General features: G+C 44.4%; 18 protein-coding genes. 14 read left to right on the forward strand and 4 right to left on the reverse strand.

All coding sequences use genetic code 11. From position 1 onward, the window contains the following. Window positions 1–37: 37 nt before the first annotated feature. The 13 genes from murD (at window position 38) to mutT (ending at window position 17,191) form a co-directional block, all read left to right on the forward strand. Window positions 38–1,504: a UDP-N-acetylmuramoyl-L-alanine--D-glutamate ligase gene (murD, locus tag LU351_RS11370; protein WP_232594192.1), complete on the forward strand. Its 1,467-nt coding sequence runs from the start codon at window positions 38–40 to the stop codon at window positions 1,502–1,504. Further along, window positions 1,501–2,721, forward strand: coding sequence for a putative lipid II flippase FtsW (ftsW, locus tag LU351_RS11375; protein ID WP_232594193.1), 1,221 nt, complete (start codon window positions 1,501–1,503; stop codon window positions 2,719–2,721). The genes murD and ftsW overlap by 4 nt, the downstream gene beginning before the upstream one ends. Next, window positions 2,718–3,884 (forward strand): undecaprenyldiphospho-muramoylpentapeptide beta-N-acetylglucosaminyltransferase, encoded by a 1,167-nt coding sequence (gene murG, locus LU351_RS11380; RefSeq protein ID WP_232594194.1) that lies wholly within the window; start codon window positions 2,718–2,720, stop codon window positions 3,882–3,884. Before ftsW ends, murG begins: the two co-directional genes overlap by 4 nt. Then, on the forward strand, window positions 3,853–5,307 hold the full coding sequence (murC, locus tag LU351_RS11385) for a UDP-N-acetylmuramate--L-alanine ligase (RefSeq protein WP_232594209.1): 1,455 nt from the start codon (window positions 3,853–3,855) through the stop codon (window positions 5,305–5,307). Before murG ends, murC begins: the two co-directional genes overlap by 32 nt. Before the next feature lie 81 nt (window positions 5,308–5,388). Continuing rightward, window positions 5,389–6,318 carry a D-alanine--D-alanine ligase gene (locus tag LU351_RS11390; protein ID WP_232594210.1) on the forward strand — a complete coding sequence of 310 codons (930 nt, stop codon included), beginning with the start codon at window positions 5,389–5,391 and terminating at the stop codon, window positions 6,316–6,318. 98 nt (window positions 6,319–6,416) lie between these two features. Continuing rightward, window positions 6,417–7,238 carry a cell division protein FtsQ/DivIB gene (locus tag LU351_RS11395; RefSeq protein WP_232594195.1) on the forward strand — a complete coding sequence of 274 codons (822 nt, stop codon included), beginning with the start codon at window positions 6,417–6,419 and terminating at the stop codon, window positions 7,236–7,238. A 143-nt stretch (window positions 7,239–7,381) separates the two neighbouring features. After that, window positions 7,382–8,617, forward strand: a complete 1,236-nt coding sequence (ftsA, locus tag LU351_RS11400; RefSeq protein ID WP_232594196.1) for a cell division protein FtsA — start codon at window positions 7,382–7,384, stop codon at window positions 8,615–8,617. A gap of 55 nt (window positions 8,618–8,672) precedes the next feature. Beyond that, complete coding sequence (gene ftsZ, locus LU351_RS11405) at window positions 8,673–9,851, forward strand: cell division protein FtsZ (RefSeq protein WP_232594197.1); 1,179 nt, start codon at window positions 8,673–8,675, stop codon at window positions 9,849–9,851. A gap of 228 nt (window positions 9,852–10,079) precedes the next feature. After that, the gene (gene lpxC / locus LU351_RS11410; protein ID WP_232594198.1) at window positions 10,080–10,994 is read left to right on the forward strand and encodes a UDP-3-O-acyl-N-acetylglucosamine deacetylase; all 915 of its coding nucleotides are present in this window, start codon (window positions 10,080–10,082) and stop codon (window positions 10,992–10,994) included. A 559-nt stretch (window positions 10,995–11,553) separates the two neighbouring features. Continuing rightward, window positions 11,554–12,489 (forward strand): M23 family metallopeptidase, encoded by a 936-nt coding sequence (locus LU351_RS11415; RefSeq protein ID WP_232594199.1) that lies wholly within the window; start codon window positions 11,554–11,556, stop codon window positions 12,487–12,489. 102 nt (window positions 12,490–12,591) lie between these two features. After that, the gene (gene secA / locus LU351_RS11420) at window positions 12,592–15,294 is read left to right on the forward strand and encodes a preprotein translocase subunit SecA (protein WP_232594200.1); all 2,703 of its coding nucleotides are present in this window, start codon (window positions 12,592–12,594) and stop codon (window positions 15,292–15,294) included. A 115-nt stretch (window positions 15,295–15,409) separates the two neighbouring features. Beyond that, window positions 15,410–16,702, forward strand: a complete 1,293-nt coding sequence (argJ, locus tag LU351_RS11425) for a bifunctional glutamate N-acetyltransferase/amino-acid acetyltransferase ArgJ (RefSeq protein ID WP_232594201.1) — start codon at window positions 15,410–15,412, stop codon at window positions 16,700–16,702. Between the two features lie 66 nt (window positions 16,703–16,768). Then, window positions 16,769–17,191, forward strand: coding sequence for an 8-oxo-dGTP diphosphatase MutT (mutT, locus tag LU351_RS11430; RefSeq protein ID WP_232594202.1), 423 nt, complete (start codon window positions 16,769–16,771; stop codon window positions 17,189–17,191). Between the two features lie 151 nt (window positions 17,192–17,342). Here mutT and LU351_RS11435 read toward each other — a convergent pair whose 3' ends face one another. The 4 genes from LU351_RS11435 to LU351_RS11450 form a co-directional block, all read right to left on the reverse strand. After that, the gene (locus tag LU351_RS11435; RefSeq protein ID WP_232594203.1) at window positions 17,343–18,530 is read right to left on the reverse strand and encodes a porin family protein; all 1,188 of its coding nucleotides are present in this window, start codon (window positions 18,528–18,530) and stop codon (window positions 17,343–17,345) included. Further along, window positions 18,527–18,979, reverse strand: a complete 453-nt coding sequence (locus LU351_RS11440; RefSeq protein ID WP_232594204.1) for a substrate-binding domain-containing protein — start codon at window positions 18,977–18,979, stop codon at window positions 18,527–18,529. The genes LU351_RS11435 and LU351_RS11440 overlap by 4 nt, the downstream gene beginning before the upstream one ends. 591 nt (window positions 18,980–19,570) lie before the next feature. Beyond that, the gene (locus LU351_RS11445) at window positions 19,571–22,483 is read right to left on the reverse strand and encodes a bifunctional diguanylate cyclase/phosphodiesterase (protein ID WP_232594205.1); all 2,913 of its coding nucleotides are present in this window, start codon (window positions 22,481–22,483) and stop codon (window positions 19,571–19,573) included. 208 nt (window positions 22,484–22,691) lie between these two features. Further along, entirely contained in the window at window positions 22,692–23,690 is a 999-nt protein-coding gene (locus LU351_RS11450) for a methyltransferase domain-containing protein (RefSeq protein WP_232594206.1), read from the reverse strand. 86 nt (window positions 23,691–23,776) lie between these two features. Between LU351_RS11450 and LU351_RS11455 the strand changes: the two genes are divergently transcribed. Further along, on the forward strand, window positions 23,777–24,535 hold the full coding sequence (locus tag LU351_RS11455) for a PEP-CTERM/exosortase system-associated acyltransferase (RefSeq protein ID WP_232594207.1): 759 nt from the start codon (window positions 23,777–23,779) through the stop codon (window positions 24,533–24,535). The last annotated feature ends 308 nt before the right edge of the window (window positions 24,536–24,843 follow it).

Consider the following 24,843-nt stretch of genomic DNA (forward strand, 5'->3'; position numbering starts at 1 on the left):
ATCAATAATGAAAGGTTTTGAGGTTTAGGGTATTTCCATGTCGGTTGTGATTGCTTCCACGACAAAGCGCGTCATTGTTGGGCTCGGTGTAACCGGGCTCTCTGTTGCGCGTTTTTTAAAGCGTGAGGGCAAACCGTTTAGTGTTTTGGATACCCGCACTGAACCACCGGAGTTGGCTGCGTTTCAAAATGAGTTTCCAACGGTAGAGGTATTAACCGGGCCACTTTCACAGACGTCATCTATGGCGGCTTTATTGAGTGCGGACGAATTGATTGTTAGCCCTGGTATTGCATTGGCAACACCGGAAATTCAGCAAGCACTGAATCAAGGAGCTCAGGCGATTGGCGACATCGAATTATTTGCCCGTTATGCCGATGCTCCCATTATTGCGATCACTGGATCAAATGGAAAAAGTACGGTCACAACTCTAGTGGGTGAGATGGCCAAAAACGCCGGTTTACACGTTGCTGTTGGTGGCAATATTGGTGTACCTGCGTTGAATTTATTGGCCGACGCGAATACCGAGTCTCCGGATTTTTATGTACTGGAGCTATCCAGTTTTCAGTTAGAAACCACGGAAAAACTCGGTGCAAAAGTGGTTACGGTATTGAACATCAGTGCTGACCATATGGATCGTTACAGCGGGTTGCCCGCTTACCATGCGGCAAAAATGCGTATTTGTTTTGGTGCGGAGAGGGTCATCGCCAATCGTGATGACCCCCTGACGAATCCGCCGTTAGCAGAAGGTGTTGCACGTTATTCGTTTGGGCTGGGTATACCCGATCGTCACGGTGTGGGGCTGATAGAGCAGAATGGTGAGCCGTATTTGGCGTTTGAGTTTACGCCTCTGATGCCTGTCAGTGAAATGGCAATGGTTGGACAGCACAACGTTGCTAATGCGTTAGCCGCGCTAGCACTGGGGCATGCGGCGGGACTTGATTGGCCTCCCATGTTGGAGACATTAAAAACCTTCACAGGCTTACGTCATCGTTGTGAGACCGTTGCTCGTGTGAATAACACAACTTTTATTAATGATTCCAAAGCCACCAATGTCGGTGCGGCACTGGCTGCGGTGAATGGTTTAGGCAATCTTCAACAGCCCAATTTGGTGGTGTTAGTAGGTGGAGAGGGTAAGGGTGCTGACTTTCTTCCTTTAGTAAAAGCATTACAGTGTTTCGCCAAATTTATTGTTGTGATTGGTGGGGTTGCCCAACCTTCTCAGGCAGCGTTAACACCGGCGGAAAAAAGCAATGGTGTGTTATTACAAACGTTACAGAAAGTCGCCTATCCCGAATCCCAAATAGCCATCGCACACTCTCTTGAGCAAGCCGTATGCATTGGAAGTGAGCAGGCGCAGGATGGCGATATTGTTTTGCTGTCTCCTGCGGCGGCAAGTTTTGGATGGTTTGAAAATTTTATGATCCGTGGAGATGCTTTTGTTGATGCGGTGAATGCCCTTGTAAAAAATAACGATTCGTTTTCATCACCAGGAGAGGAAATATGAATTTTCCTTCTGCACCGATGAAAATAGATCGAACGGCACCGGCAGTGGAACAGGGATATTTTTTGCGTCGTATCGGTGATGTTTACGATGCATTAAGTGTTGATCCAATGTTGGTGATTGTCATTAGTGCATTGGTGTCATTCGGTATTGTGATGGTGGCATCTTCATCCATCAGTTTTGCGGATCATGCGTACGGAGACCCATGGTTTTTTTTGCGAAAACATTTGGTGTATTTACTGATTGGGCTTACCGGTGCCGTTGTGATTGGCGCAATTCCATTGTCACTATGGCGTCAGTATGGCTGGGTTATGCTCGTGGGTGCCGTGATATTACTGGCATTGGTATTAGTGCCGGGGCTTGGAAAAAGTGTCAATGGAAGTCAGCGGTGGTTAAGGTTAGGCCCGATTAATATTCAAGCTTCAGAAGTGGCGAAATTTTGTTGTGTGATCTTTTTTGCCAGCTACTTCTCGAAATGGCAATTTAAGGTCAGTCAAAACTGGCGTGGTGTCGTCAAACCCCTTGGCGTATTAATGGTAGTGGCATTTTTAATTTTATTGGAGCCGGATTTTGGTTCGACATTTGTTTTAGTCACTACCGTATTGGCGATGATGTTTATTGCGGGCATTAAATTGTGGCAATGCTTGCTATTGGGGTTAATGGCCGGCGGTGGTTTTGCGGCATTGGCCGTCTTAACCCCTTGGCGATTAAAGCGATTGCAAACGTTTTTAAATCCGTGGGCAGATCAGTTTGATAGCGGTTATCAGTTAACCCAATCGCTCATTGGATTTGGTCGTGGTGAGTGGTTCGGAATGGGGCTGGGTAACAGTATTCAAAAATTGTTCTTTTTGCCGGAAGCGCATACTGATTTTATTTTCTCTATTATCGCTGAAGAATTTGGTTTGATTGGTTCTCTTTTGGTAATGGGATTATTTGTTGTCTTCATCGTGAAAGCCTTTGTGTTATCGCGACAGGCGATTAATCGAGACAATAGTTTTGCTAGCTATGCGGCATTTGGTATTGGTGTCATGTTCGCCGCGCAAGTCATTATTAATGTTGGCGTGGCCTCTGGGTTTCTACCCACAAAAGGGTTAACTCTGCCTTTTATCAGTTACGGTGGCAGTAGCTTGGTGGTGTGTTGTTTGTTTGTGGGGCTGCTATTGCGTATTCAAAAAGAATTACAGCCTACGTTAACCCCTGTATTGGGGGCAAAAACATGAATGCGGTTGTTGAGCACACCATAAAAAATCCAAAGGTGAATACCGGTTCTGAGCCTTTACGTGTGTTGATTATGGCAGGGGGTACGGGTGGGCATGTCTTTCCCGCGCTGGCGGTAGCGAAAGAATTGATTGCCCAAGGTGCTTTTGTGTCTTGGTTGGGGACACGTCGTGGTATTGAGTCTCGGTTGGTGCCCGAGGCAGGAATCGATATTGATTACATCACCATTGAAGGCGTACGTGGAAAGGGCATGTCGTCATTATTAAAAGCGCCATTTCTCATTGCTAAAGCAGTGAGGCAGTCGATGTCCGTTTTGCGTCAGCGTCGTGCGCAAGTTGTATTGGGCTTAGGAGGGTTTGCTTCTGGGCCGGGTGGTGTTGCCGCACGCCTAATGAATATTCCCGTGGTAATACACGAGCAAAATGCGGCAGCGGGTACCACCAATAAATTATTAGCACGTATTGCCCAGCGTGTTTTGGTGGCGTTTCCTAAGGCGTTTTCTCAAGGGAAATGGGTGGGTAATCCGGTTCGGCCAGAAATTTCTGCACTGCCATCGCCTAAGGTAAGACTGGCACAGTTAACGACAGAGGAAAATGCTCCTTTAAAAATTTTGGTTCTAGGTGGCAGCTTGGGTGCCACAGCGATAAATCAATTACTGCCAGAGGCGTTGGCATTATTAAAAACACGAGTACAAGCGTCGATGCCCGTGCTTGTTCGTCACCAAGTGGGTGAAAAACATGTGTCGGCCACGTGTGAGTATTATCAGCAGCAGGACATAGACGTTGATGGCAAAACGATTGATGTCATGCCTTTTATTGCCGATATGGCAGAAGCATACGGTTGGGCGGATTTTATTATTTGTCGCGCTGGAGCTTTAACGGTGGCAGAAATCACCGCAGCCGGGTGTGCGGCATTAATGGTGCCGTTTCCGCATGCGATTGATGATCACCAAACCAAAAATGCACAGTGGCTAGTGGACAATAAAGCGGGGATGTTAATTCCTCAGTCGCAATTAAATGCTGAGCGCTTGTGCGAAGAAATAGAACATAAATGGTGTCATCGCAGTGAGTTATTGGCGATGGCAGTGAATGCAAAAGCGTTGGCTATGCCCGGTGCTGCCACCGAAGTGGTCAATGTCTGTAGAGAGGTTTGTCGTCGTGGATAATGCGTACGCCAGAGGAGCGATTCAAATACCGGAGATGCGTCGAATTCGTCGCATCCACTTTATCGGTATTGGTGGTGCTGGCATGAGTGGAATTGCAGAAGTCTTGTTGAATCAGGGGTATCAAATTACCGGCTCGGATTTAAAAGAGTCGGCCACTACCCGCCGTTTAACGGATTTAGGTTCAAAAATATTTATCGGACATCACGGCTCTAATGTCGTTGGTGCAGATGTTGTCGTGAATTCCAGTGCGGTGAACGAATATAACCCAGAAATGATTTCAGCACGGGATTTACGTATTCCTATCGTGCGTCGTGCGGAAATGTTGGGTGAGTTAATGCGCTATCGCCATGGCATTGCCGTGGCGGGAACGCACGGTAAAACCACCACCACCAGCTTCTTGGCCTCTATATTCGCAGCCGCAGAGCGCGATCCAACTTTTGTTATTGGTGGCTTATTAAACAGTGCAGGGTCGAACGCGCAATTAGGGAAAAGTCGGTATTTAATTGCAGAAGCCGATGAAAGTGATGCGTCATTTTTACACTTACAGCCAATGAGTGCGGTGGTGACGAATGTGGACGCTGATCATATGGATACGTATGAAGGCGATTTTGCTCGACTGCAAAAAACCTTTTTGGAGTTTTTACACAATTTACCGTTTTATGGTTTAGCGGTGGTCTGTGGTGATGACCCTATTATTACGCAAATGATCCCCGATATTGCACGCCCAACATTAACGTATGGCTTGGGTGATGAATGTGATTATCAAGCGGTAGAGATTCGACAAGAGGGCATGCACAGTCGTTTTAAAGTGAAGCGGCCTGATCACGATGAGTTATTGGATATCTTTTTAAATATGCCCGGTACTCATAATGTGTTAAATGCACTGGCGGCAATTGCTGTGGCCACCGATGAAGGCGTGGACGACGATGCGATTCAATCGGGTTTGGCTGGATTTTTAGGCGTTGGTCGACGCTTCCAAGTGTACGGTGATTTTCCAGTAGATGGTGGAGCAGTCATGTTGGTAGATGACTATGGTCACCATCCGAGAGAAGTATCGGCAACAATTAATGCCGTGCGAAAAGGTTGGCCAGAACGCCGTTTGGTCATGGTGTATCAACCTCATCGTTACACTCGAACACGAGATTTATTTGAAGACTTTGTGGAAGTGTTATCCAGTGTGGATCAATTGGTTTTACTGGAAGTTTACAGCGCGGGCGAAGACCCAATTAACGGAGCTGATGGTCGCCATTTAAGTCGCAGTATTCGTAACCGAGGCCAAGTAGATCCTATTTTTGTGGAAGGCATTGATAGCGTACCTGAAGTCGTGCGCGATGTTGTGAAACCCGGTGATATTTTAATCACCCAAGGCGCGGGTAATGTAGGTAAATTGGCTGCCGAATTAGCTCGGCGTCAATTGAAATAATATCTCTTGAAAAAATAACAATGATCAATAAATCACGCCAATGAAGTGACGTGAAATGAAATAGGTTGGAGTTGAAGGGTGTTGACTGAATTAACCTCTACAGAGAGTAAACAATTTGGACGCGTAGGGGTGTTGTACGGCGGAATTTCTGCAGAGCGTGAAGTGTCGATGAACAGCGGTAAGGCTGTTTCATTGGCATTGAAACAGTCCGGTGTGGATGTTGTCGATATTGATATTAATGAAAAGGCAATCGAGCAAATAAAAGAGGCCAATATTGATCGTGCCTTTATTATTTTGCATGGTGCCCATGGGGAAGACGGTCGAATTCAGGCGCTGTTGGAATTTATGGGCATACCCTATACCGGTAGTCGTGTACAAGCGTGTAGCTTGGCGATGGATAAATTACGTACTAAATGGCTATGGCAAGGGATTGGTTTGCCAACACCGGATTTTCGAGTGTTATCGGAGAAAACCGATTGGGAGCGAACGCTGCTCGAATTAGGGGGGGCGGTGATGGTGAAACCGGCTCATGAAGGTTCCAGTATTGGTATGGCAATGGTGCGTAATGCTAAGGATTTTGCAGCGGCATTTCATCATGCAACACAATATGATGAGACGGTTTTTGCTGAAGCTTTAGTCACAGGCGCGGAATATACAGTAGCGATTGTGGGCGAAGAGGTATTGCCCCCAATAAAATTAGAGACCGATAATATTTTTTATGATTACGATGCAAAGTATGTATCGGAAGACACTCGATATTTATGCCCTTGTGGCTTAGCGACCGAGGATGTGGATCGATTATCGTTGTTAGCGAAAAAAGCGTTTACCTCAGTAGGTTGCAGTGGTTGGGGGCGAGTGGATTTTATGGCAGACGAAGAAGGAAACTTTTATTTATTAGAGGTGAATTCTGTCCCTGGAATGACCAGTCATAGTTTGGTGCCTATGGCCGCTAAAGAAAATGGGGTTAATTTTCAAACATTGTGTTTGAAAATTCTTACAGAAACCTTATAGCAACTGAAAATGGTCTATTTTAGAAAGAGAAAATTCTTTATTGAAAGTGTGTGTGAAAATTACAGTAAAAAAGTAAATAGGTTTTACTCAATAGCGATATGGGAATAGCGGTTTCAAAACAACCAGCCTTGCGTAAAGCATCGACGATGCGTCGACAAGGCCACCCCACTCACCGATGGTTACGAAAGATGGGTGTAGTCAGTATTGTGCTTACCGTTGCGGCGGTTTTCTCAGTCAGTGGTTGGATTATTCTTGAAAAAGCACGTTACTTTTTTGAGCGTCCTGTTTCCAGTATTGCTATTGAAGGTTCGTTTGATTACGCATCACAAGTAGAAATACAGCAGTTGCTTGAGCCTTTGGTAGATCGCAGTTTTTTTAGCTTGGATTTGATGAGTATTAAAGAGGCACTAGAGTCCAACCCGTGGGTTAGTGAAGTTTCTCTTTACCGGCGCTGGCCAGATCAGCTTGCGGTACAAGTAGTTGAAGAGACGCCCATTGCTCGATGGGGAAAAACCGGTTATTTGAACTCTCGTGGAGAGAGGAAAGAAGTCGATACAAATCGGTCGTTAGCGCATTTACCCTTACTGCATGGGCCAGAAGGCTCTGCATTGGAAGTGGCTTATTTGTATCAACAAATGGTGGCTATCTTGCGGCCAATTAATTTATTGGTGGCAGAGTTAGTGTTAAGTGACGATAGAGCATGGCGTTTACGAACTCATAATGATCTCGTCATTAAGATTGGTAGAGAGAGACCCATTGAAAAAATGGAACGCTTTTTACTGATTTATCAACAAGTATTGGATGAGAAAAAAGAAAATATCGCGGTCATTGATGTCCGCTACGACAACGGTGTCGCTGTACAATGGCGAGAACAAACCGTTAATACTCTGTTAACTCAGAGCAACGTTAACCCAGAGTGATGATCCGGCATGATGCTAGAGCAGCTTAATGATAAAAACACTCGCAATGATTCGCGGGAAAGGAAGTATAGAAAAACGCATAATAACTATGGCGTTTTCAGTTTTGCGTTTTTAAGTAAACGCCTCGTAGAGGCAGGTGGATAATGGCAAATACAAACGACAATAGAATGATTGTTGGCTTGGATATTGGAACATCCAAAGTAGTGGCAATTGTTGCAGAGCTGTCTTCCAGTGATGAATTGGAAATTATTGGTATCGGTTCTCATCGATCTTCGGGTTTGAAAAAAGGAGTTGTTGTCAATATTGAATCCACAGTGCAAACCATTCAGCGTGCAGTTGAAGAAGCAGAATTAATGGCAGGTTGCCAAATTCATTCGGTGTATGCCGGCATTGCGGGCAGCCACATCAGCAGTTTGAACTCGCATGGCATTGTTGCCATAAAAGACCGCGAGGTGCTTGAACAAGACCTTGAGCGAGTCATTGATGCAGCGCAAGCGGTGGCCATTCCTGCTGACCAAAAAATACTCCATATTTTACCGCAGGAGTATTTGATTGATGACCAGGAAGGCGTGAAAGAACCGCTTGGTATGTCGGGAGTTCGCTTGGAAGCGAAAGTGCACTTAGTGACTTGCGCAGTGAATGCCGCACAAAATATTGAGAAGTGTATTCGACGTTGTGGGTTGGAGGTTGAAGATATTATTTTGGAGCAGTTGGCTTCCAGCTACTCCGTACTCACCGATGACGAAAAAGAATTGGGTGTGTGCATGGTCGATATTGGTGGGGGTACAACGGATATTGCTATTTTCACTGAAGGGGCAATTCGTCATACCGGTGTTATTCCCATCGCGGGTGATCAGGTGACCAACGACATTGCCATGGCATTACGTACACCAACGCCTCATGCCGAAGAAATTAAAATTAAATACGCCTGCGCATTAGCAAAACTCACGGGCGCAGATGAAAGTATTAAGGTTCCCAGTGTGGGTGATCGCGAGGCAAGAGACTTATCTCGTCAAGCATTAGCGGAAGTAGTGGAACCACGTTATGACGAATTATTTACATTGGTACAAGCCGAACTGCGCCGCAGTGGCTACGAAGACTTAATTGCCGCTGGCATTGTTTTAACAGGCGGTACGTCAAAAATGGAAGGTGTTGTGGATTTGGCCGAGGAAATATTTCACATGCCAGTGCGCTTAGGTGCGCCGCAAAACGTGAGAGGGTTATCGGATATCGTCAACAACCCGATTTATTCAACGGGTGTCGGTCTTCTGCAATATGGTGCTCAACAGCAAATGGAGGGGTTGCGTCGGGGAATAATACCTGAAACAGGGGAAGGTTGGTGGAGCCGAGTTAAGTCGTGGTTTGAGTCCAACATGTAAAACGAATCAATAAAAAATTTATCGTATTTCATCAGGGAAAAAGAGGGTAACCATAATGTTTGAGCTTGTAGATAGCGTACCGCAAAATGCGGTCATTAAAGTAATTGGTGTGGGTGGCGGAGGAGGCAATGCCGTCAAACACATGATTGCCAATCAGGTAGACGGCGTTGAGTTTATTTGCGCAAACACCGATGCGCAGGCGCTGAAAGATATTGATGCACGTACCGTATTACAGTTAGGTCAAGGTATGACCAAAGGCTTGGGTGCTGGGGCGAATCCAGAAATTGGTCGCCAAGCGGCCATGGAAGATCGGGATCGTATCGCAGAAGTGCTCAGCGGTGCAGATATGGTCTTTATTACGGCTGGTATGGGCGGCGGTACTGGCACCGGTGGGGCACCGGTTGTGGCAGAAGTCGCTCGTGAAATGGGTATTCTTACCGTTGCAGTCGTTACCAAGCCATTCCCATTTGAAGGGAAAAAGCGCATGGCTATTGCGGATCGTGGTATTACTGAATTAGAAGAATCGGTCGATTCACTCATCACTATTCCCAATGAAAAATTGCTCTCCGTATTGGGCAGTGCAACGTCATTGCTCGATGCCTTTAAAGCAGCAAACGATGTGTTATTGGGAGCGGTGCAAGGTATTGCTGATTTGATCATCCGTCCTGGAATGATCAATGTCGATTTCGCTGATGTACGTACAGTCATGTCTGAGATGGGTATGGCGATGATGGGTACTGGTTTTGCTAGTGGTGAGAATCGTGCCCGTGAAGCGGCTGAAGCGGCAATTCGTAGTCCTTTGCTGGATGACATTAATCTTCAAGGTGCTCGCGGTATTCTAGTGAATATCACCGCAGGTATGGACTTATCTTTGGGTGAGTTCTCCGAGGTGGGTGATACCGTTGAAGAATTTGCTTCAGGTGATGCGACGGTGGTAGTTGGTACCGTGATTGACCCAGATATGAGCGGAGAATTACGTGTAACAGTCGTTGCAACCGGATTGGGCTCTGCCATTAACCGCGAAGAGAAAAAGCCTAATGCTCCAGTCAGTAAAGTGATTGATAATTCAGCATTGCGTGCAAATGGGCAGCCTGACTACAGCAGCTTGGATAAGCCAACTGTCATGCGTAAACAAGCAAGCCGTGGTGGTACACAGACTGCTCAAGCTGCACTCGATGATAAGGATATGGAATATTTAGATATTCCTGCGTTCTTACGTCGTCAGGCAGATTAAGTTTGTATTCAGTATCCAAGCGCTAATCTGGATGTTAGTAATGGCTAAACGGCAATTTTAATGGTGTGTTTTTTGATTGTTTGTTGAGCGTAATGTCTGTGACGTAATGAGCGAAGTGACTAAATGCGAATCTCGTTGGTTTGCTGTGTGCTTCCTGTTACACTTTGCACATTTTTGTGCTTGGTTAAAATTTGATCAGGCGAATATTTTCGGAGACTCGTTCAGTTAATGATTAGGCAGCGGACACTAAAAAATGCAATCCGGGCAACTGGTGTTGGTTTACACACTGGTGACAAAGTCTATCTCACCTTAAAGCCCGCCCCGGTGGATACGGGTATTTTGTTCAGACGAACAGATTTGAACCCGGTTGTTGAGATAGAAGCAAAAGCGGAAAACGTTGGTGATACGACACTCTCCACTACCCTGATGAAAGGTGATGTGCGTGTATCCACCGTTGAGCATTTACTGTCTGCCATGGCGGGTCTTGGAATTGACAATGCGATTGTTGAGGTTAGCGCGGCTGAAGTGCCGATTATGGATGGTTCTGCGGGACCTTTCGTTTTTTTAATTCAGTCAGCGGGTATCGAAGAACAAACAGCACCAAAGAAATTCATCAGAATTAAAAAACCGATCAGTGTTCAAGAAGGAGACAAAAAGGCCGACTTTTTACCCTTTAACGGTTTTAAAGTCTGTTTCAGTATCGACTTTGATCACCCTGTATTTCGAGATAGAAAACTGGAGTCTGAAGTTGATTTTTCCAGTACCTCCTTTGTCAAAGAAGTGAGTCGTGCGAGAACATTTGGTTTTATGCAAGATATTGAGTACTTGCGCTCCAAAGGCTTGGTTAAAGGTGGAAGTGTTGATAACGCCATTGTGGTCGATGACTATCGCATTTTGAATGAAGATGGTCTTCGCTACGAAGATGAGTTCGTGAAGCACAAAATCTTAGATGCCATTGGTGATTTGTACCTGCTGGGAAATAGCCTGATCGGTGAGTTCAAAGCCCATAAATCTGGCCATGCATTGAATAACAAATTGTTGAGATCTTTAATTCAGCGTGAAGATGCGTGGGAAGTGGTTACTTTTGAAGATGAACAGGAAGCACCGATTTCCTATGTTAAACCGGTTATGGCAGTTTCTTAAGATAGCTCCTTAATATAGGTTATAAGGAGTATGTAAGCACTCACAATTTTTTTTGTGTTACTCTCCTCGTTTTGATCTGATTTTGTTCATTTCTCTCGAATGGTGTGACCCATTTAACTAAATGGGTGTGCGCCAGTGTTGTATATCCTACCGTCATTTGGCATTATCAGCGGCTGATAAAGACCTAGTCTTTTAATTAGCGTCTATTCTGTAAAAAATTTGGGTGCCGATTTGGCTTACATAATGACCATCTTTGTGCAAGAAAGATGGTCATGGATGTGGAGTCAAATTAAATATCGAGCTAAGTTGGTACTTTTTACAGCCACTCCAATGATTCATAGTGTATGCAGGGATGGATGTTACGCCATTGAAGGTGTAAACATTGGTTGATATGCATGCAGTACGCACGTATCACACATAGGCATATAGGTAGACACTTTACTTTGAACACATCGTAATGGTGGGCTTCGGGTTCAAAAGCGCGACTGTATTGTTTTTTGATTTGGTCGTTTATGACCAGCAGCAGAGCCGCTGAAACGTTCTTGATTCAAGTGTTGTTATGAAAGTCATTGTTGTCGGAAAAAATCATTCTCGCACGCGAAGCTTCAACATATCGAGTTGGGCGCGTGCTTTGTTGTCTATTTGTTTGCTGGGCATTCCTCTTGGTGCGACACTCATTGGCTATCAGCTTGGTGCTGGCCGTGATGAACAAACAGATGTTTTGGCGGATGATTCGGCCCAAGCCCTGAAGCAAGCAATCGACACACAGAAACGGACCGTCGAACAAACCCGCCGTGAAACAGAAGAGCATTTAGCAGCTCTTACTTTGCGTATGGCTGAGTTGCAAGCTCGATTGGTCAGACTGGATGCATTGGGCGAGCGTCTTACCACGATAGCAAAACTGGATTCTGGTGAGTTCGATTTTAGTCAAACTCCCGCCCTTGGTGGTCCTGAGTCGTTAGAAGCTCAAAGTACATACATTCCTCCTACTTTTATCGAAGTCATTGATCAGTTAGCAGATCAAATAGCAGATCGCGAGCAGCAGTTAGAAACGCTCGAAATTTTAATGGCGAATCGAAAAATTCAAAGCGACCTTTTTATCGCAGGCCGCCCTATCAAGAAAGGGTGGATGTCATCCCGTTTTGGTCGTCGAACAGACCCATTTAACGGCAAGATTGCATGGCATGGTGGTGTTGATTTCGCTGGAAAATTTGGTTCAGACATCATTTCTGTTGCATCAGGTGTTGTGACTTGGTCAGACAAGCGTAGCGGTTATGGCCAAATGGTTGAGGTGAGCCATGGTGGTGGCTTTTCAACCCGTTATGCTCACAATAGCGAAAACCTTGTTAAGGTGGGTGATGTAGTTAAAAAAGGACAAGTTATCGCTTTAATGGGAAGTAGTGGACGTTCCACAGGCCCACACGTTCACTTTGAAGTTTATAAAAACGGTCGTGCTGTCGATCCGTCTTCCTATATTCATCGCACTCACCGATAATACTCCCCCTTTCGAACTTGCGCGATTGAGCGCCTTCCTGTTTACTGTGCCCCCACATTGGTAGGGCACAGTGCAATACGACATTTTTTCACGGATAACAAAATGATAGGCAAAATTTTTAGAGCGGTTTTTGGGACAAAAAATGATCGAGAGTTGAAGCGAATGCGCAAGTTGGTTGGGAAGGTCAACGCACTCGAAGAAACCTATCAAGCGCTCTCAGATGAACAGATAAAAGAAAAAACAGCGGAGTTTAAAAAGCGCTATCAAGAGGGGGAAACTCTTGATGCATTATTACCAGAAGCCTTTGCGCTGGCGCGTGAAGCCAGTAAACGTGTGCTGAATATGCGCCACTTTGATGTGCAAGTTATTGGGGGCATCACCTTGCATGAAGGGCGTATTGCTGAGATGCGTACTGGTGAGGGTAAAACCTTGATGGCGACGTTGCCCTCGTACTTAAATGCCCTGTCTGGTAAGGGTGTTCATATTGTTACCGTGAATGACTATCTGGCTCGTCGAGATGCCAATTGGAACCGCCCGCTGTTTGAAGCCTTAGGTTTGACTGTTGGAGTGATTCATTCGATGCAGGACCCAGGTGATAAGCGTGCTGCCTATCAAGCCGATATTACCTATGGCACGAATAACGAATTTGGTTTTGACTACCTTCGTGACAATATGGCCTTGCGCTTGGATGATCGAAATCAACGTCCATTAAATTTTGCGATTGTGGATGAGGTGGACTCCATCTTAATTGACGAGGCACGGACACCATTAATCATTTCTGGCGCAGCGCAAGACTCATCAGCGTTGTATAAGAAAATCAATAGCTTAATTTCCTTGCTGAAAGCGCAGCTCGAAGAAGAAGATGGGCACTATGTTGTCGATGAAAAAGCGCGCCAAGTTGAGCTGACCGAATCTGGCCACCAATATGTTGAAGAAATTTTAAGCGGTAACGGATTGTTGTCAGAAGGCGATAGCTTATATGCGGCGGCCAATTTGGGTTTATTGCATCATGTCCACGCTGCATTAAGAGCGCATACCCTCTTCCATAAAGACGTGGATTATATTGTTCAGAATAATCAAGTACTCCTGATTGATGAACATACAGGGCGTACCATGCCTGGTCGCCGTTTGTCTGAAGGATTGCATCAGGCCTTAGAAGCCAAAGAAGGCCTCCACATTCAAAATGAAAGCCAAACATTGGCATCCACAACCTTTCAAAACTATTTCCGTTTGTACTCTAAGCTTAGTGGTATGACGGGTACGGCAGATACTGAAGCGGTAGAATTCCATCAAATATACGGGTTGGATGTAGTCGTTATCCCAACGAATAAGCCTATTCAGCGTGACGATTTGAATGATTTGGTTTATTTGTCGCTAGAAGAAAAATACGACGCTATCGTGGCGGACATTAAAGACTGCCAAGAAAAGAAAGCACCGGTGTTGGTGGGTACGGCGTCTATTGAGACGTCTGAGATTATGTCCAATCGCCTTCACAAAGCGGGCATTAAGCACCAAGTGTTAAATGCTAAGTATCATGAAAAAGAAGCGGATATTATTGCCCAAGCGGGTCGCCCAGGTACCGTGACAATTGCAACCAATATGGCGGGTCGTGGTACGGATATTGTGCTTGGAGGTAACTGGGAAGCAGAAGTTGCGGCAGTGGACAACCCTAGCACGGCACAAGTGGATGAGATTAAAGCGGAATGGAAGAAGCGTAACGAAGTGGTACTTGCCGCAGGTGGATTACACATTATCGGTACGGAGCGTCATGAATCTCGTCGGATTGATAATCAGCTGCGTGGCCGTTCTGGTCGTCAAGGTGATCCCGGGATTACGCGCTTTTATTTATCACTTGAAGATAACTTGATGAGAATCTTTGCCTCAGACCGAGTGCGTAACTTTATGAAAGCGCTGGGTATGGAAAAAGGTGAAGCTATTGAGCATCGAATGGTCAGTAATGCCATTGAAAAAGCACAGCGTAAAGTTGAAGGCAGAAACTTTGACATGCGTAAGCAGCTGTTGGAATACGATGATGTGGCTAATGACCAGCGCCAAGTTATTTATCAGCAGCGCCGTGAAATTTTAGAGGCAGAAACCATTTCTGATACGGTTGATGCTATTCGTGCAGATGCTGTAGCAGATGTTTTCGGTAATTATGTTCCACCACAAAGTGTGGAAGAGCAGTGGGATGTTCCGGGGTTGGAGCAATATTTAGAGGCGGAATTTGGATTGCGTCTACCGATCCAGCAATGGCTGAAAGAAGATAAGTCGTTACACGAAGAAACCTTGCTGGAGAAGGTCACTGCCGAAGTGAATGCCTTCTGGGTAGCGAAATGTGAGCGTTTTGGTGACGTAATTAAAGATGTTGAAAAACAAATTTTCTTGCAGGTATTGGATATGCTTTGGAAAGAGCATTTATCCAATATGGATCACTTGCGTCAAGGTATCGGCTTACGTGCATACGCTCAGCGAAATCCCAAACAGGAATATAAGCGTGAATCATTTGAGTTGTTTCAGTCGATGTTGAATAACATCAAGCATGAAGTGACCAAAGTTTTAGCGCGTGTAGAACCGATTTCTCAAGAACAAATTGAAGAAATGGAGCGCCGTCAACGGGAAGCTCAAGAAAACATGCGCATGAAAATGGAGCATGCAGAAGCTAATGCGTTGCAGCCAGAAAATACAGAAGCGACTAGGGATGTCCCGGAATCTGTTCGACGTATGGAGCCCAAAGTTGGACGAAATGACCCTTGTCCGTGTGGGTCTGGTAAAAAATATAAGCAATGCTGTGGCAAGCTTACCTAATATTGTTTCAATTCTGTAGTAAAGGTATACACTAAAAATTAAGGGCCGCGTTTGCGGCCTTTTTTATTTTTGTTATGGTGCAGCCTGATGAAAATACACTGTAGAGAGTTTATTTATGTCTGTCTCTGGTTTCGATTTTTCGCCCTTAAGCCCTGTCCCTGGCATCCGTCTTGGTACGGCATTTGCCGATATAAAAGGTAAAAATCCTGATAAAAAATCCAGGGACGATATGGCTGTAATGGCTTTTGATGAAGGCGCGAGTGTTGCGGGGGTTTTCACTCAAAATGCATTTTGTGCCGCTCCTGTTGAAATCTGTCGACGTCACCTTGGTGAAAATATACGAGCATTCGTTATTAATGCTGGTAATGCTAACGCTTGTACTGGTGAAGCAGGATTGTCAGATGCTGAGCAGTCCTGTGAATACCTAGCGACGTCATTGGGTATTTCAGCGCAGTCTGTCATGCCGTTTTCGACGGGGGTTATTGGGGTGCCGTTGCCCATGCCCCGTCTTTTAGACGGGATTCAAGGATGCGTAGACAATCTGGATGAGCAACATTGGGAGCAGGCTGCGCACGCCATTATGACCACAGATACCCGTCCAAAAGGTCACTCTGTTCAGTTTGTGCATGAGGGAGAGGCCGTTATTGTTACGGGTATCGCCAAAGGCTCAGGGATGATTAAACCGAATATGGCAACCATGCTTGCCTATGTCGGGACCAATGCCAAGGTCGCGACACCAATATTGCAGGCACTCCTTGTTGAATGTACCGAGAAGAGTTTTAACCGAATCACTGTGGATGGCGATACGTCCACCAATGACTCCTGCATGTTGGTCGCAACGGGAAAAACATCTTTGCCAGAAATCCAAGAGGCTTCCGGTGACCTTTATGAGAAACTAAAAACAGCTGTGTTCGAAGTGTTATTACACTCTGCACAAAGTATTGTCGCAGATGGAGAAGGCGCTACGAAGTTTCTCTCGGTGCTGGTGCAGGAGGGGGAAAGTACTCAGGAGTGTTTACGAGTCGCTTATGCAGTAGCGCAATCTCCTTTGATTAAAACAGCTTTGTTTGCCAGTGACCCGAATTGGGGGAGGATTGTTGCTGCAATTGGTTATGCCGGAGTAAAAGGGTTGGATGCCAATGCCGTTCGGGTATACCTAGGAATGGGTATTGTCTCCGATGTTGTTAAAGGTGCTAGCGCGTCCGCAGTGAATATTGCGAATGAGGTTCTTATTGTAGAGCAGGGCGGCTGTGCAAAGGGTTACCGGGAAGAGGTAGGACAGCGTATTTTTGACCACGAATTTATTACTTTGCGAATTGCATTAGGGAGAGGTCAGAAGTCAGAAACCGTTTGGACAACGGATCTTTCACATGAGTATGTCAAGATCAATGCAGAATACCGGACGTAATGCCAAACTCTGTATGGTTAGTATAAACGTATTGAATGTTTATGAATGAAGCAGATTTGAGTAATCATGTTGAATGAGAAAAAAATGGTAAAAGTGGCGGTGGGTGTGATTATCCGTGATCAAAAAATTCTATTATCTAAGCGTCCTGACCATCTTCATCAAGGTGGTTTATGGGAGTTTCCTGGCGGTAAAATAGAAAATAATGAAACAGTAGAAGATGCTTTAGGGAGAGAGCTGGCGGAAGAGCTAGGGGTTCAAGTCATTCGAAGTGAATCGCTAATGGATGTCAAACACGATTACATTGATAAGTCTGTGTTATTACAGGTGCACATGGTTCGTCACTTTATTGGGGGGCCGACAGAGGCGGATACATTAGGAGAGGAAGGTCAATTAGTTCGTTGGGTGCCGATCGAAGAGCTTGATCATTATGAGTTTCCTGCTGCCAACCAGTCCATTTTAATGGCTATTAAAAACTCATCACTTTCTTAATTGTTGAGAGGCACTACGATTTGCTTGGTAAGGCTGCTCCAATTTGGTAGCACTGTAATACCTAGATCGTAGCTTGCTCACTGTATGATTTTCTTAGGAGTTGAATTTGGAAGAATTGATAAACTCCTAAGATTTTTTTAATTTCTGTGCATCAAAAACGCGCAGAAAAAGTGACAGCAAATAAAGACCAGTCTTTATCGGTAGGTTCGGTTAGGGGGTTTTCTAGAATTGATAGCCATCCAGTTCCTTCAATAGAGTGAATTTCGGCGCTGACCATGTAATGTTGATTAAAATCCCAACGAGTACCTAGAGTCCAATCTTTGGCATAGCGAATGTGACCCTGAATGCCTGTCGCTGCTTCAAAGTCTTCGCCTTTCGGATCATCATTATTCCACACTAACTCGTCGTATCGTAGAAACCAACGCCACTTGTTGCTCAGGCGATATTCGCCTTGGATAAAGAAGTTATGACCTTCAATATCACCTTCTAGTGGTGGGCCAAAGTCTTTTAACGCCGTTTTTCGGATGACGTATTCGGCGGTTAATGTCCATTGCTCTTGTTGGTACTGAACTGAAAAAATTAATGGGCGTAGGTCAAGAAAGCCAGGGCTCAATAAGTCATCTCTACTTGGTTTGTAATCAAGCTCAATATCAGCGGCAGTCAATGCTGCTCGAAAACGTCCAAAATCATAATCGTAATTTAGTCGAGCCATCCAACTTCTTGCCCCTTCAAATTCACCAGGAACAGATTGAAAAAATGTGGCAGGCTCTAAATCTGGGTCTTCCGTCCGAGGTTCAAAAACACCGATTTGGAACGTAATATCGGATTTTTCTAATCGATGTTGATGAATGAGGTGGGCGCCATCGGATGATAGTGCCAAATTTCGATTCACATCAAAGTAAACCGATTGAGGTAAAAGAATGCTGGGGCGAGTGGCGGCTACGTCGCGTGTATCATTATAAAAACCATAAGGATTGACGACGCGCCCTAAGCGAACACTGGTTTCATAATGCTCATCAATCAGAAGTTTGATGTTGGCAAATGCAAAATCGATGCGTATGTTGCCGTCGTCTGTTTCTCCAGCATCACGGGCAACAGCTTGGGTGGCGAAGTGAAAGCGCTTATGTGGTTCCCATAGGCCATTTAAGCCGAGTTCGTAAAACTCAAAACTGCCGTTTTCACTATCGCCAAAGAAGTTATTATCGTCACTGTGTAAATAACTGATTGCTGCAAAACCGTGTAACTGAAACTCTTGGGGGCTGGCAGCCAATACCATCGCCGGCATGCTTATGATGCTCGCTATGCTTGAGGTGATGATTGATCTTATGTTGAGCTTCATAGTGATTCCAGCGTAATTATTTTCACTTGATCGTTGGCATTGTCAGAGAGGATATAGCCAATGGCATCTTGCGTTTTAGATATATGCTCTATCATCTCCTTTTCAGATTGAACAACAGAGGGAGATTGTCCGACACCAGAGTAGACACGGCGATCCCATATTCGCCTTAAATTATAAGGGAAGGTTTGCAGTACTTTCTTGGCAAACAGTTCATGTGTGGGGTCGTTATCTGTCAGCACAAAAACTTGTATGGCCTCACCATTAGGCCATGAACGTTTTCGCATGGCAAAAATGGAACGTAATTCATGGGATTTTAAATGACTTGGTTCAACGCTCTTGTTCACAATAACAATAACACCACCTTTGTTGGTATCAGTTGATGCAAGAGTACTGGCACAGAAAAGCAGTATGAGCAGAGTAACGATTGTATAGGTTAACCGTTCAAGCATGAGTAATGTATCCCGGTTACAAAGCAGATGTTGTGGTTGAGAGTGTTTTTCATATTTTGCTCTAGGTAATTAGTGCCCTTAAAAATATGAAAGCAAAGGTCTGTAGCCTCGACCATTTTTTTGTGCAATTTCTTTAATCCGATAGTAATGCGGTCAAGGTTGACTTTACACATTCTCATTGTTCGAGCAGGATCTTTTTTCGCTTGTTTTGATGAGTGCTCTATCAGAGTGGAAATAAAGCCCTCTCGAATAAAAAAGATAGCGTGTATTTCGAGAGTGGGAAAGTAAAACATGCGTATGAACGCCTTATAAATAAATCAAGTGTGGTAACAGGTGGTGTGATTATGCTGGGCTAGTTAATGCGAGTATTCGTATTGGGTCCTTCCGTACTTTTTATACATTTCTAGCCTTTCTTTTAATTTTATTAATCGTATTTTTATTTGATTTCGATATCCCCATTTTTTGGCAGAGGTTTATCTGATTTTATTCTCAATAAAGACCTCTCGTCAAAGTATTATCCCTGATTCATTCTGCACTTTTTGTGGAAAGTACTATCTGATTTTGGAAAGTACTATCTGATTGTGGAAAGGATTATCGTTTGGCTATCCCACTCACGGGTTCCAAATATGGCGTTTGATTTTCAATAACAGTAACCAAGTGTGGCTTTGGTTTACCAATGTAATATCCCTGTGCATAACCAACGCCAAGCTCTTTGAGCAGAGAGAGTTGGAATGGCGTTTCTACAAATTCTGCGATAGATTGCTTTCCTAACCCATGGACTACATCCGTGAGGGCTTTTACAAAAAGTTTGTCTTCTCTATCAGAGGCGAGATTTCTTACAAATGATCCGTCAATTTTGACAAAATCAACCGGTAATTGGCGCAAATAGTACCAAGACGCAAAGCCGACGCCGAAGTCATCCAGTGCAAAGCGATAACCGAGTGCTCGGAAGTCTCCTATGACATGAGCGGCGGTATTAATATCTTCTACGGCAGAGGTTTCGGTTAGTTCGAATATTAGATTAGATCGGTCAATGTTGTATTTCCCCACTTCATATTCAATGTGATCAATGAAGTTACGGTCTGCAATAGCCCTTGCAGAGAGGTTCACAGCTAATGTTACCTCTTGAAAGCCTTGTTTTTTGAATTTATGGAGGGCTTTGCAGGCTAGCGTAACGACTCGACTGTCTATCTCACAAATTAGTCCGGTTTTTTCAGCAATTGGAATAAACACGCCGGGAGAAATGATTTCATCTTTTTCATCTATCATCCGCACTAAGGCTTCAAAGTGAGAGATTCTTCCACGTGCTATGTCGTAGATGGGTTGGTAGTGGAGAATCAAACGGTCAGCATCTAATGCTTCTTGTAGTCGCGATTTCCAGTTAACGGTATTGCGAAGTTTATTTCTTTCACGATCTTCCGGTGAAAAAATTTGCCAATTAGTACGAGCATTACTGGAGGCTTTGGCTTTAAACATAGCCAAATCAGCATTGGCCATAAGGTCTTCGGCGGCAATACCATGGTCTGGGTACAATGAAATACCAATGCTGACGCTAATTTTGTGAGTGGAACCGTTGGCACTGATTTTGGTATGACGAATAATTTCTGACAGTTTGGTGGCAAAGGCAATGGCGCTGCTACGGTCGGATTGTTCTAGCAGAATGGCAAATTCATCTCCGCCTAAACGAGCAATAACATCCGTTTCTTGAATATCGTGCCTTAGTTTTTGGGAGATTTCTTGCAATAGGTAATCGCCTGCCATATGGCCACTGGTATCATTGATGGACTTGAATTGGTCAATATCAAAGAAGATTAATGCGCCAGGCTCTTGGTTACGTTGATGCTGTTTAAGTGCACGTTCGAATTCTAATTGAAAACGGCGACGATTGAGTAATTCAGTTAGTGGATCGTGTTCGGCAAGCCACGCCAAATTCTTTTCGGCTTGTTTTCGTTCTGTTAGATCAAGCCCCACTGATAAAATGGCAGATCGCTTAGGGTCAGCAGGGTTTAGGCAGCTATGGTACCAATCCATATGGAGTTGCCGTCCGTGGGGCGATTTAAAGTCCAACTCATGGTGAAATTCATGTAAATCACCATTAATCAGCTGGCGAATACCATCACGAATCAATTGCTGGGTCACATCATCTAATCGCGATAAAAAATTTTCGTGGTGTTCTTGATCTTCTTTCAACCCCAATAACGCTCTCCCTTCGGAGTTGATGAGTTGAATATCTCCGTCTGGGCTTTGAGTAAAGATGACAACATGTACATTATTCAGGAGGCTGGTGACAAAATTTCGCTCTTCCAGTAATTCACGACTTCGTGTTTTTAATCGTTTGGTTCGAGATTTGACGGTCTCATCCAGTCTATCCAATGTGCCAGCCAATAAGGTGGCGGCATCAAACAACTCATGAATTTCATTGCGTAAAAATCGTCCGCTGGGCTTGTCCAGTCTCTCTGCTGTTTTGGTACGACCGCTACTGGCTAGCTGTGGGAGGCCTTTGGATAACACTTGAAGACGAACCATGGGAACCCATAGAGAGGCCAGCACGACGGCTTCGGTTAAAATTAGGGTTGCGATTGCAGCAGCAATAAAGGTGCGCAATGTATTGGTGAGGTTTTGAATATCGCTGGTAATGTCGTCCAAAACAACCAAATTGGCTGAAGAAGACTCCTTGTTGTCTGAAAGCGGGATAATACCGATCTCATAGGTATTACCATCCCAAACACGAGTAACTTTTTTCTGCTCTAGTAATTCTTCGAGGCTCCAGTTGCTGGCAACTGACAATAGGAGGTTATGAGTGAGTGGGATGCCTGTCAGGGCCACGACATCGTGTGACCAGCGTTCTAAACTGCGGCGGCCACTGCGTGTTTGGCTTGCTTGAGATGGCACCAATAATCCAATATCGGCATTCGTATTGGCTTGGAACTGCAATACAGCATCGGCTAATGAACTCGTCAAAATCAGCAGACCAAGCTCTAAATTATCAAGTAAAACAGGAACAATGACTACTTGTAAGCATGTAGTGGGGCACCATACGCGTGTTACGGGGGATTCGGAGGACTTTACGGTAGATTTCCATTGCTCTGGGATTTGAGCCGGATCAACCTTGTTGCCCCAAGAGGCTAAACTGGCATTGTGGTCGTCGACCAATAATAGTGAGTCGACTCCCCAATCAAAGTTTAATTGTCCCCAATTTTTTTCCAGTACGGAAATCAGGCGGGCCTGGGTGGACATTGTGGTGTCAGAGTCTTGCTGTGCCTGATCTTGCATGTGGCTGGCAAGGCGAAGAAGCTGTAATTGAATACCTGCAAGGGCACCGTTAACGGCTTGCTGTCGGTCTTCAAACACGCGATTACGCTCATTGATATGAGTGATATCGAGGTTCTTTTTTCCAAAGTACGTTAATAGACTGATTGCGCTGAACAGAACAACACTGACAACGATGACGGCCTGCCATTTTAGGCTTAAAAAGTTTTTGCGTTTATCTTCGGTCAATGTCAAGGATATAGCACCATATGTGAACGACATTACTGATTATAGTAATCGGCCTGATGATTATTCATAAATTTTCTGCCTAGTTGATTAAGTTAACCAAAATTTTCATGCTCAAAAAGGCGTGTAAAGTTTCTAGATGATTTTTGCGCCGAAATGTAAATTAATGTGAAGATGTAAAACTAATCAATAAAAGAAGGTTTTACAATCATGGAATTTATGTATCAAAGGCTTTTTGAGCATGTGCGGTAGTCACCGATATTGTCGAGAAAAATTGATTTTTTTCTTGTAGTACTTGCAGATTTGTACGCCATTGATTAAGTTCTTGTCTAGAAAGTATTCCGTTATTGACGGCCGCCTCTTCGATCATGTCTGATTGTGTGAGGTATTTCCAAGTATCATAGTCGTTAACCACTACCGCATGAGTGAACAACTGTAAGTTGAAAAGTGTTTTTGTACACGCCAAAGAAGAAATCTTGTGGTGGTCTGATAAATCTGAGGATGTTTGATTCTCAATTTTGTCTTGTGTCGGTGTGGTTTGCTCGGATGGGTGTTGATTAAATGTGTTTTGAGTAATTGATGTACTCAAAGATAGCGAAAAATTACTCGATGCTGCCACCTTCGTTGAATTATCATGCTCCTTAGTTGGAATGACCATTAGCTCAGAGAAGAGGCTTTTTAGTTGGCGGCCGGAATAACCATTCTTTAGTATTTTTTCTGCGGAAAACTGCTTAAGGCGGAATTCCGTTGATGGACAAGTATTGTGGGTAGAGAGACTGCCCCAATCCGTGTCCACAATAACGATATGGCCGCCAGGCGCAGTAATGCGGATGGCTTCTGCCAGTGCGAGTTCAGGGTTTTCGAGATGCATAAAAACTCGCTCGCATCGGACAGCATTAAAGCGATTATTAGCGAAAGGCAATTGATAGGCGCTGGCGGTGAAGTATTCTATTTGATAATAATCCATTGAGTGAGCTGTTTCCTGAGCCACTGCAATCATATCTGGGTCGTGGTCAACACCGATAATTGACCGTGGCGGTGTGTCGAGATTCGCTAGCTTATGAGTATCGATGCCACTGCCACATCCAATATCGAGGACATGGGCATCGGGGGTGATGTTCATCAATCTATAGCTATGGTTTTTGATTTGGTTGAAATAATCATTGGCTGTGGCCAGATATTGATGATCAACATAGCCTGGTTCGACTTTTAACATGATGCGGACTCCTTTAATTGTGATACCCATTTTGTTGTTGGGTACTGCTTTTAAGGTAGACGACGGTGTTTCTCAGGGAAAGCCAAATGAAACGTGCAGTAGAATTATTCTTGGAATATTTTGACGTCTTACAAGCAGAGAGCGAAACTCTGCGTAATTGTGCTTATCGCATTCGCTATCAGGTCTATTGTGAGGAATTTCGGTTTGAAAATCGAAACCAATTCCCCGATGCAATGGAACGAGACGAATACGATGATCAATCCGACCATTGTTTGTTTATTCATAGACCGAGTAATCAAGCGGCGGGTTGCTCGCGCCTGATTCATATTGACCCCGCTAATGGTTTATCACTTCCTTTTTTAAGATATTGCAAAGAATCTATTAATTATCAATTATTCAATCCAGATGATTATGCCTTTAATGAAATAGTGGAGTTTTCACGTTTGTCGGTGACTCGTCAATTTCGGCGGCGCTGTAGTGATCAGGGTATGTTCTATACCAAGCCTGTTTCGTCTCAATCGTTAAATAAGAAACGTCATCCATTCCCCATTGTACCGGTTTCTCTATTTCTTGCCTCTATTAGTTTATTTTTAGAAAGTGGTGCAGCGGTGGGTGTGGCAATGATGGAAACACGGCTTTCTCGTATGCTGCACATATACGGTTTGCGCTTCGAACAGGTTGGCCCTGTTGTTGATTACCACGGTAAAAGGGCGCCGTTTATTCTTCGCCGAGAAAATGCTACTTGTTGGATGACAAAAGAAGTTCTTGAGCTGTTTTATTGTATACAAGAAAGAATGCGTGAAAGTCGTCAACAGGAAGATGCTTTATCTCTCGTCGGTTCTTGATAATACTTTTTTGAATAATATTGATTGTGGAAGAAAGAAGTAAAAGGCGTTCTTTTGGGTGTGGTGACGCTTTTTGTTTAATTTTAAAAATAAATAGGTTGGGTGTTTTTATCCTTTTAGGGAACCTCTATAAATTCGTTTTTTTAGCGCGATAATTTTCTAATTTTTTCTACCGGAACACTTACCGAAAATAATTATCATTACGCATTTATTTACAAAAATATTGGATAAAAATTCGTTCTTTTGATGATTTTTTCTCCCTATTTGTATATTCCAGACGCACGTTGGCCGCATAGCGTGACAAATCG

The organism is Marinibactrum halimedae, from assembly GCF_021234875.1.
Lineage (GTDB): Bacteria > Pseudomonadota > Gammaproteobacteria > Pseudomonadales > Cellvibrionaceae > Marinibactrum > Marinibactrum halimedae.

Bases quoted from the DNA above. Each gene is read 5' to 3' on its own strand.
- murD (WP_232594192.1), top strand. From the start codon at position 38: ATGTCGGTTGTGATTGCTTCCACGACAAAGCGCGTCATTGTTGGGCTC.
- ftsW (WP_232594193.1), top strand. From the start codon at position 1,501: ATGAATTTTCCTTCTGCACCGATGAAAATAGATCGAACGGCACCGGCA.
- murG (WP_232594194.1), top strand. From the start codon at position 2,718: ATGAATGCGGTTGTTGAGCACACCATAAAAAATCCAAAGGTGAATACC.
- murC (WP_232594209.1), top strand. From the start codon at position 3,853: ATGTCTGTAGAGAGGTTTGTCGTCGTGGATAATGCGTACGCCAGAGGA.
- LU351_RS11395 (WP_232594195.1), top strand. From the start codon at position 6,417: ATGGGAATAGCGGTTTCAAAACAACCAGCCTTGCGTAAAGCATCGACG.
- ftsA (WP_232594196.1), top strand. From the start codon at position 7,382: ATGGCAAATACAAACGACAATAGAATGATTGTTGGCTTGGATATTGGA.
- ftsZ (WP_232594197.1), top strand. From the start codon at position 8,673: ATGTTTGAGCTTGTAGATAGCGTACCGCAAAATGCGGTCATTAAAGTA.
- lpxC (WP_232594198.1), top strand. From the start codon at position 10,080: ATGATTAGGCAGCGGACACTAAAAAATGCAATCCGGGCAACTGGTGTT.
- LU351_RS11415 (WP_232594199.1), top strand. From the start codon at position 11,554: ATGAAAGTCATTGTTGTCGGAAAAAATCATTCTCGCACGCGAAGCTTC.
- secA (WP_232594200.1), top strand. From the start codon at position 12,592: ATGATAGGCAAAATTTTTAGAGCGGTTTTTGGGACAAAAAATGATCGA.
- argJ (WP_232594201.1), top strand. From the start codon at position 15,410: ATGTCTGTCTCTGGTTTCGATTTTTCGCCCTTAAGCCCTGTCCCTGGC.
- mutT (WP_232594202.1), top strand. From the start codon at position 16,769: ATGTTGAATGAGAAAAAAATGGTAAAAGTGGCGGTGGGTGTGATTATC.
- LU351_RS11435 (WP_232594203.1), bottom strand. From the start codon at position 18,530: ATGAAGCTCAACATAAGATCAATCATCACCTCAAGCATAGCGAGCATC.
- LU351_RS11440 (WP_232594204.1), bottom strand. From the start codon at position 18,979: ATGCTTGAACGGTTAACCTATACAATCGTTACTCTGCTCATACTGCTT.
- LU351_RS11450 (WP_232594206.1), bottom strand. From the start codon at position 23,690: ATGTTAAAAGTCGAACCAGGCTATGTTGATCATCAATATCTGGCCACA.
- LU351_RS11455 (WP_232594207.1), top strand. From the start codon at position 23,777: ATGAAACGTGCAGTAGAATTATTCTTGGAATATTTTGACGTCTTACAA.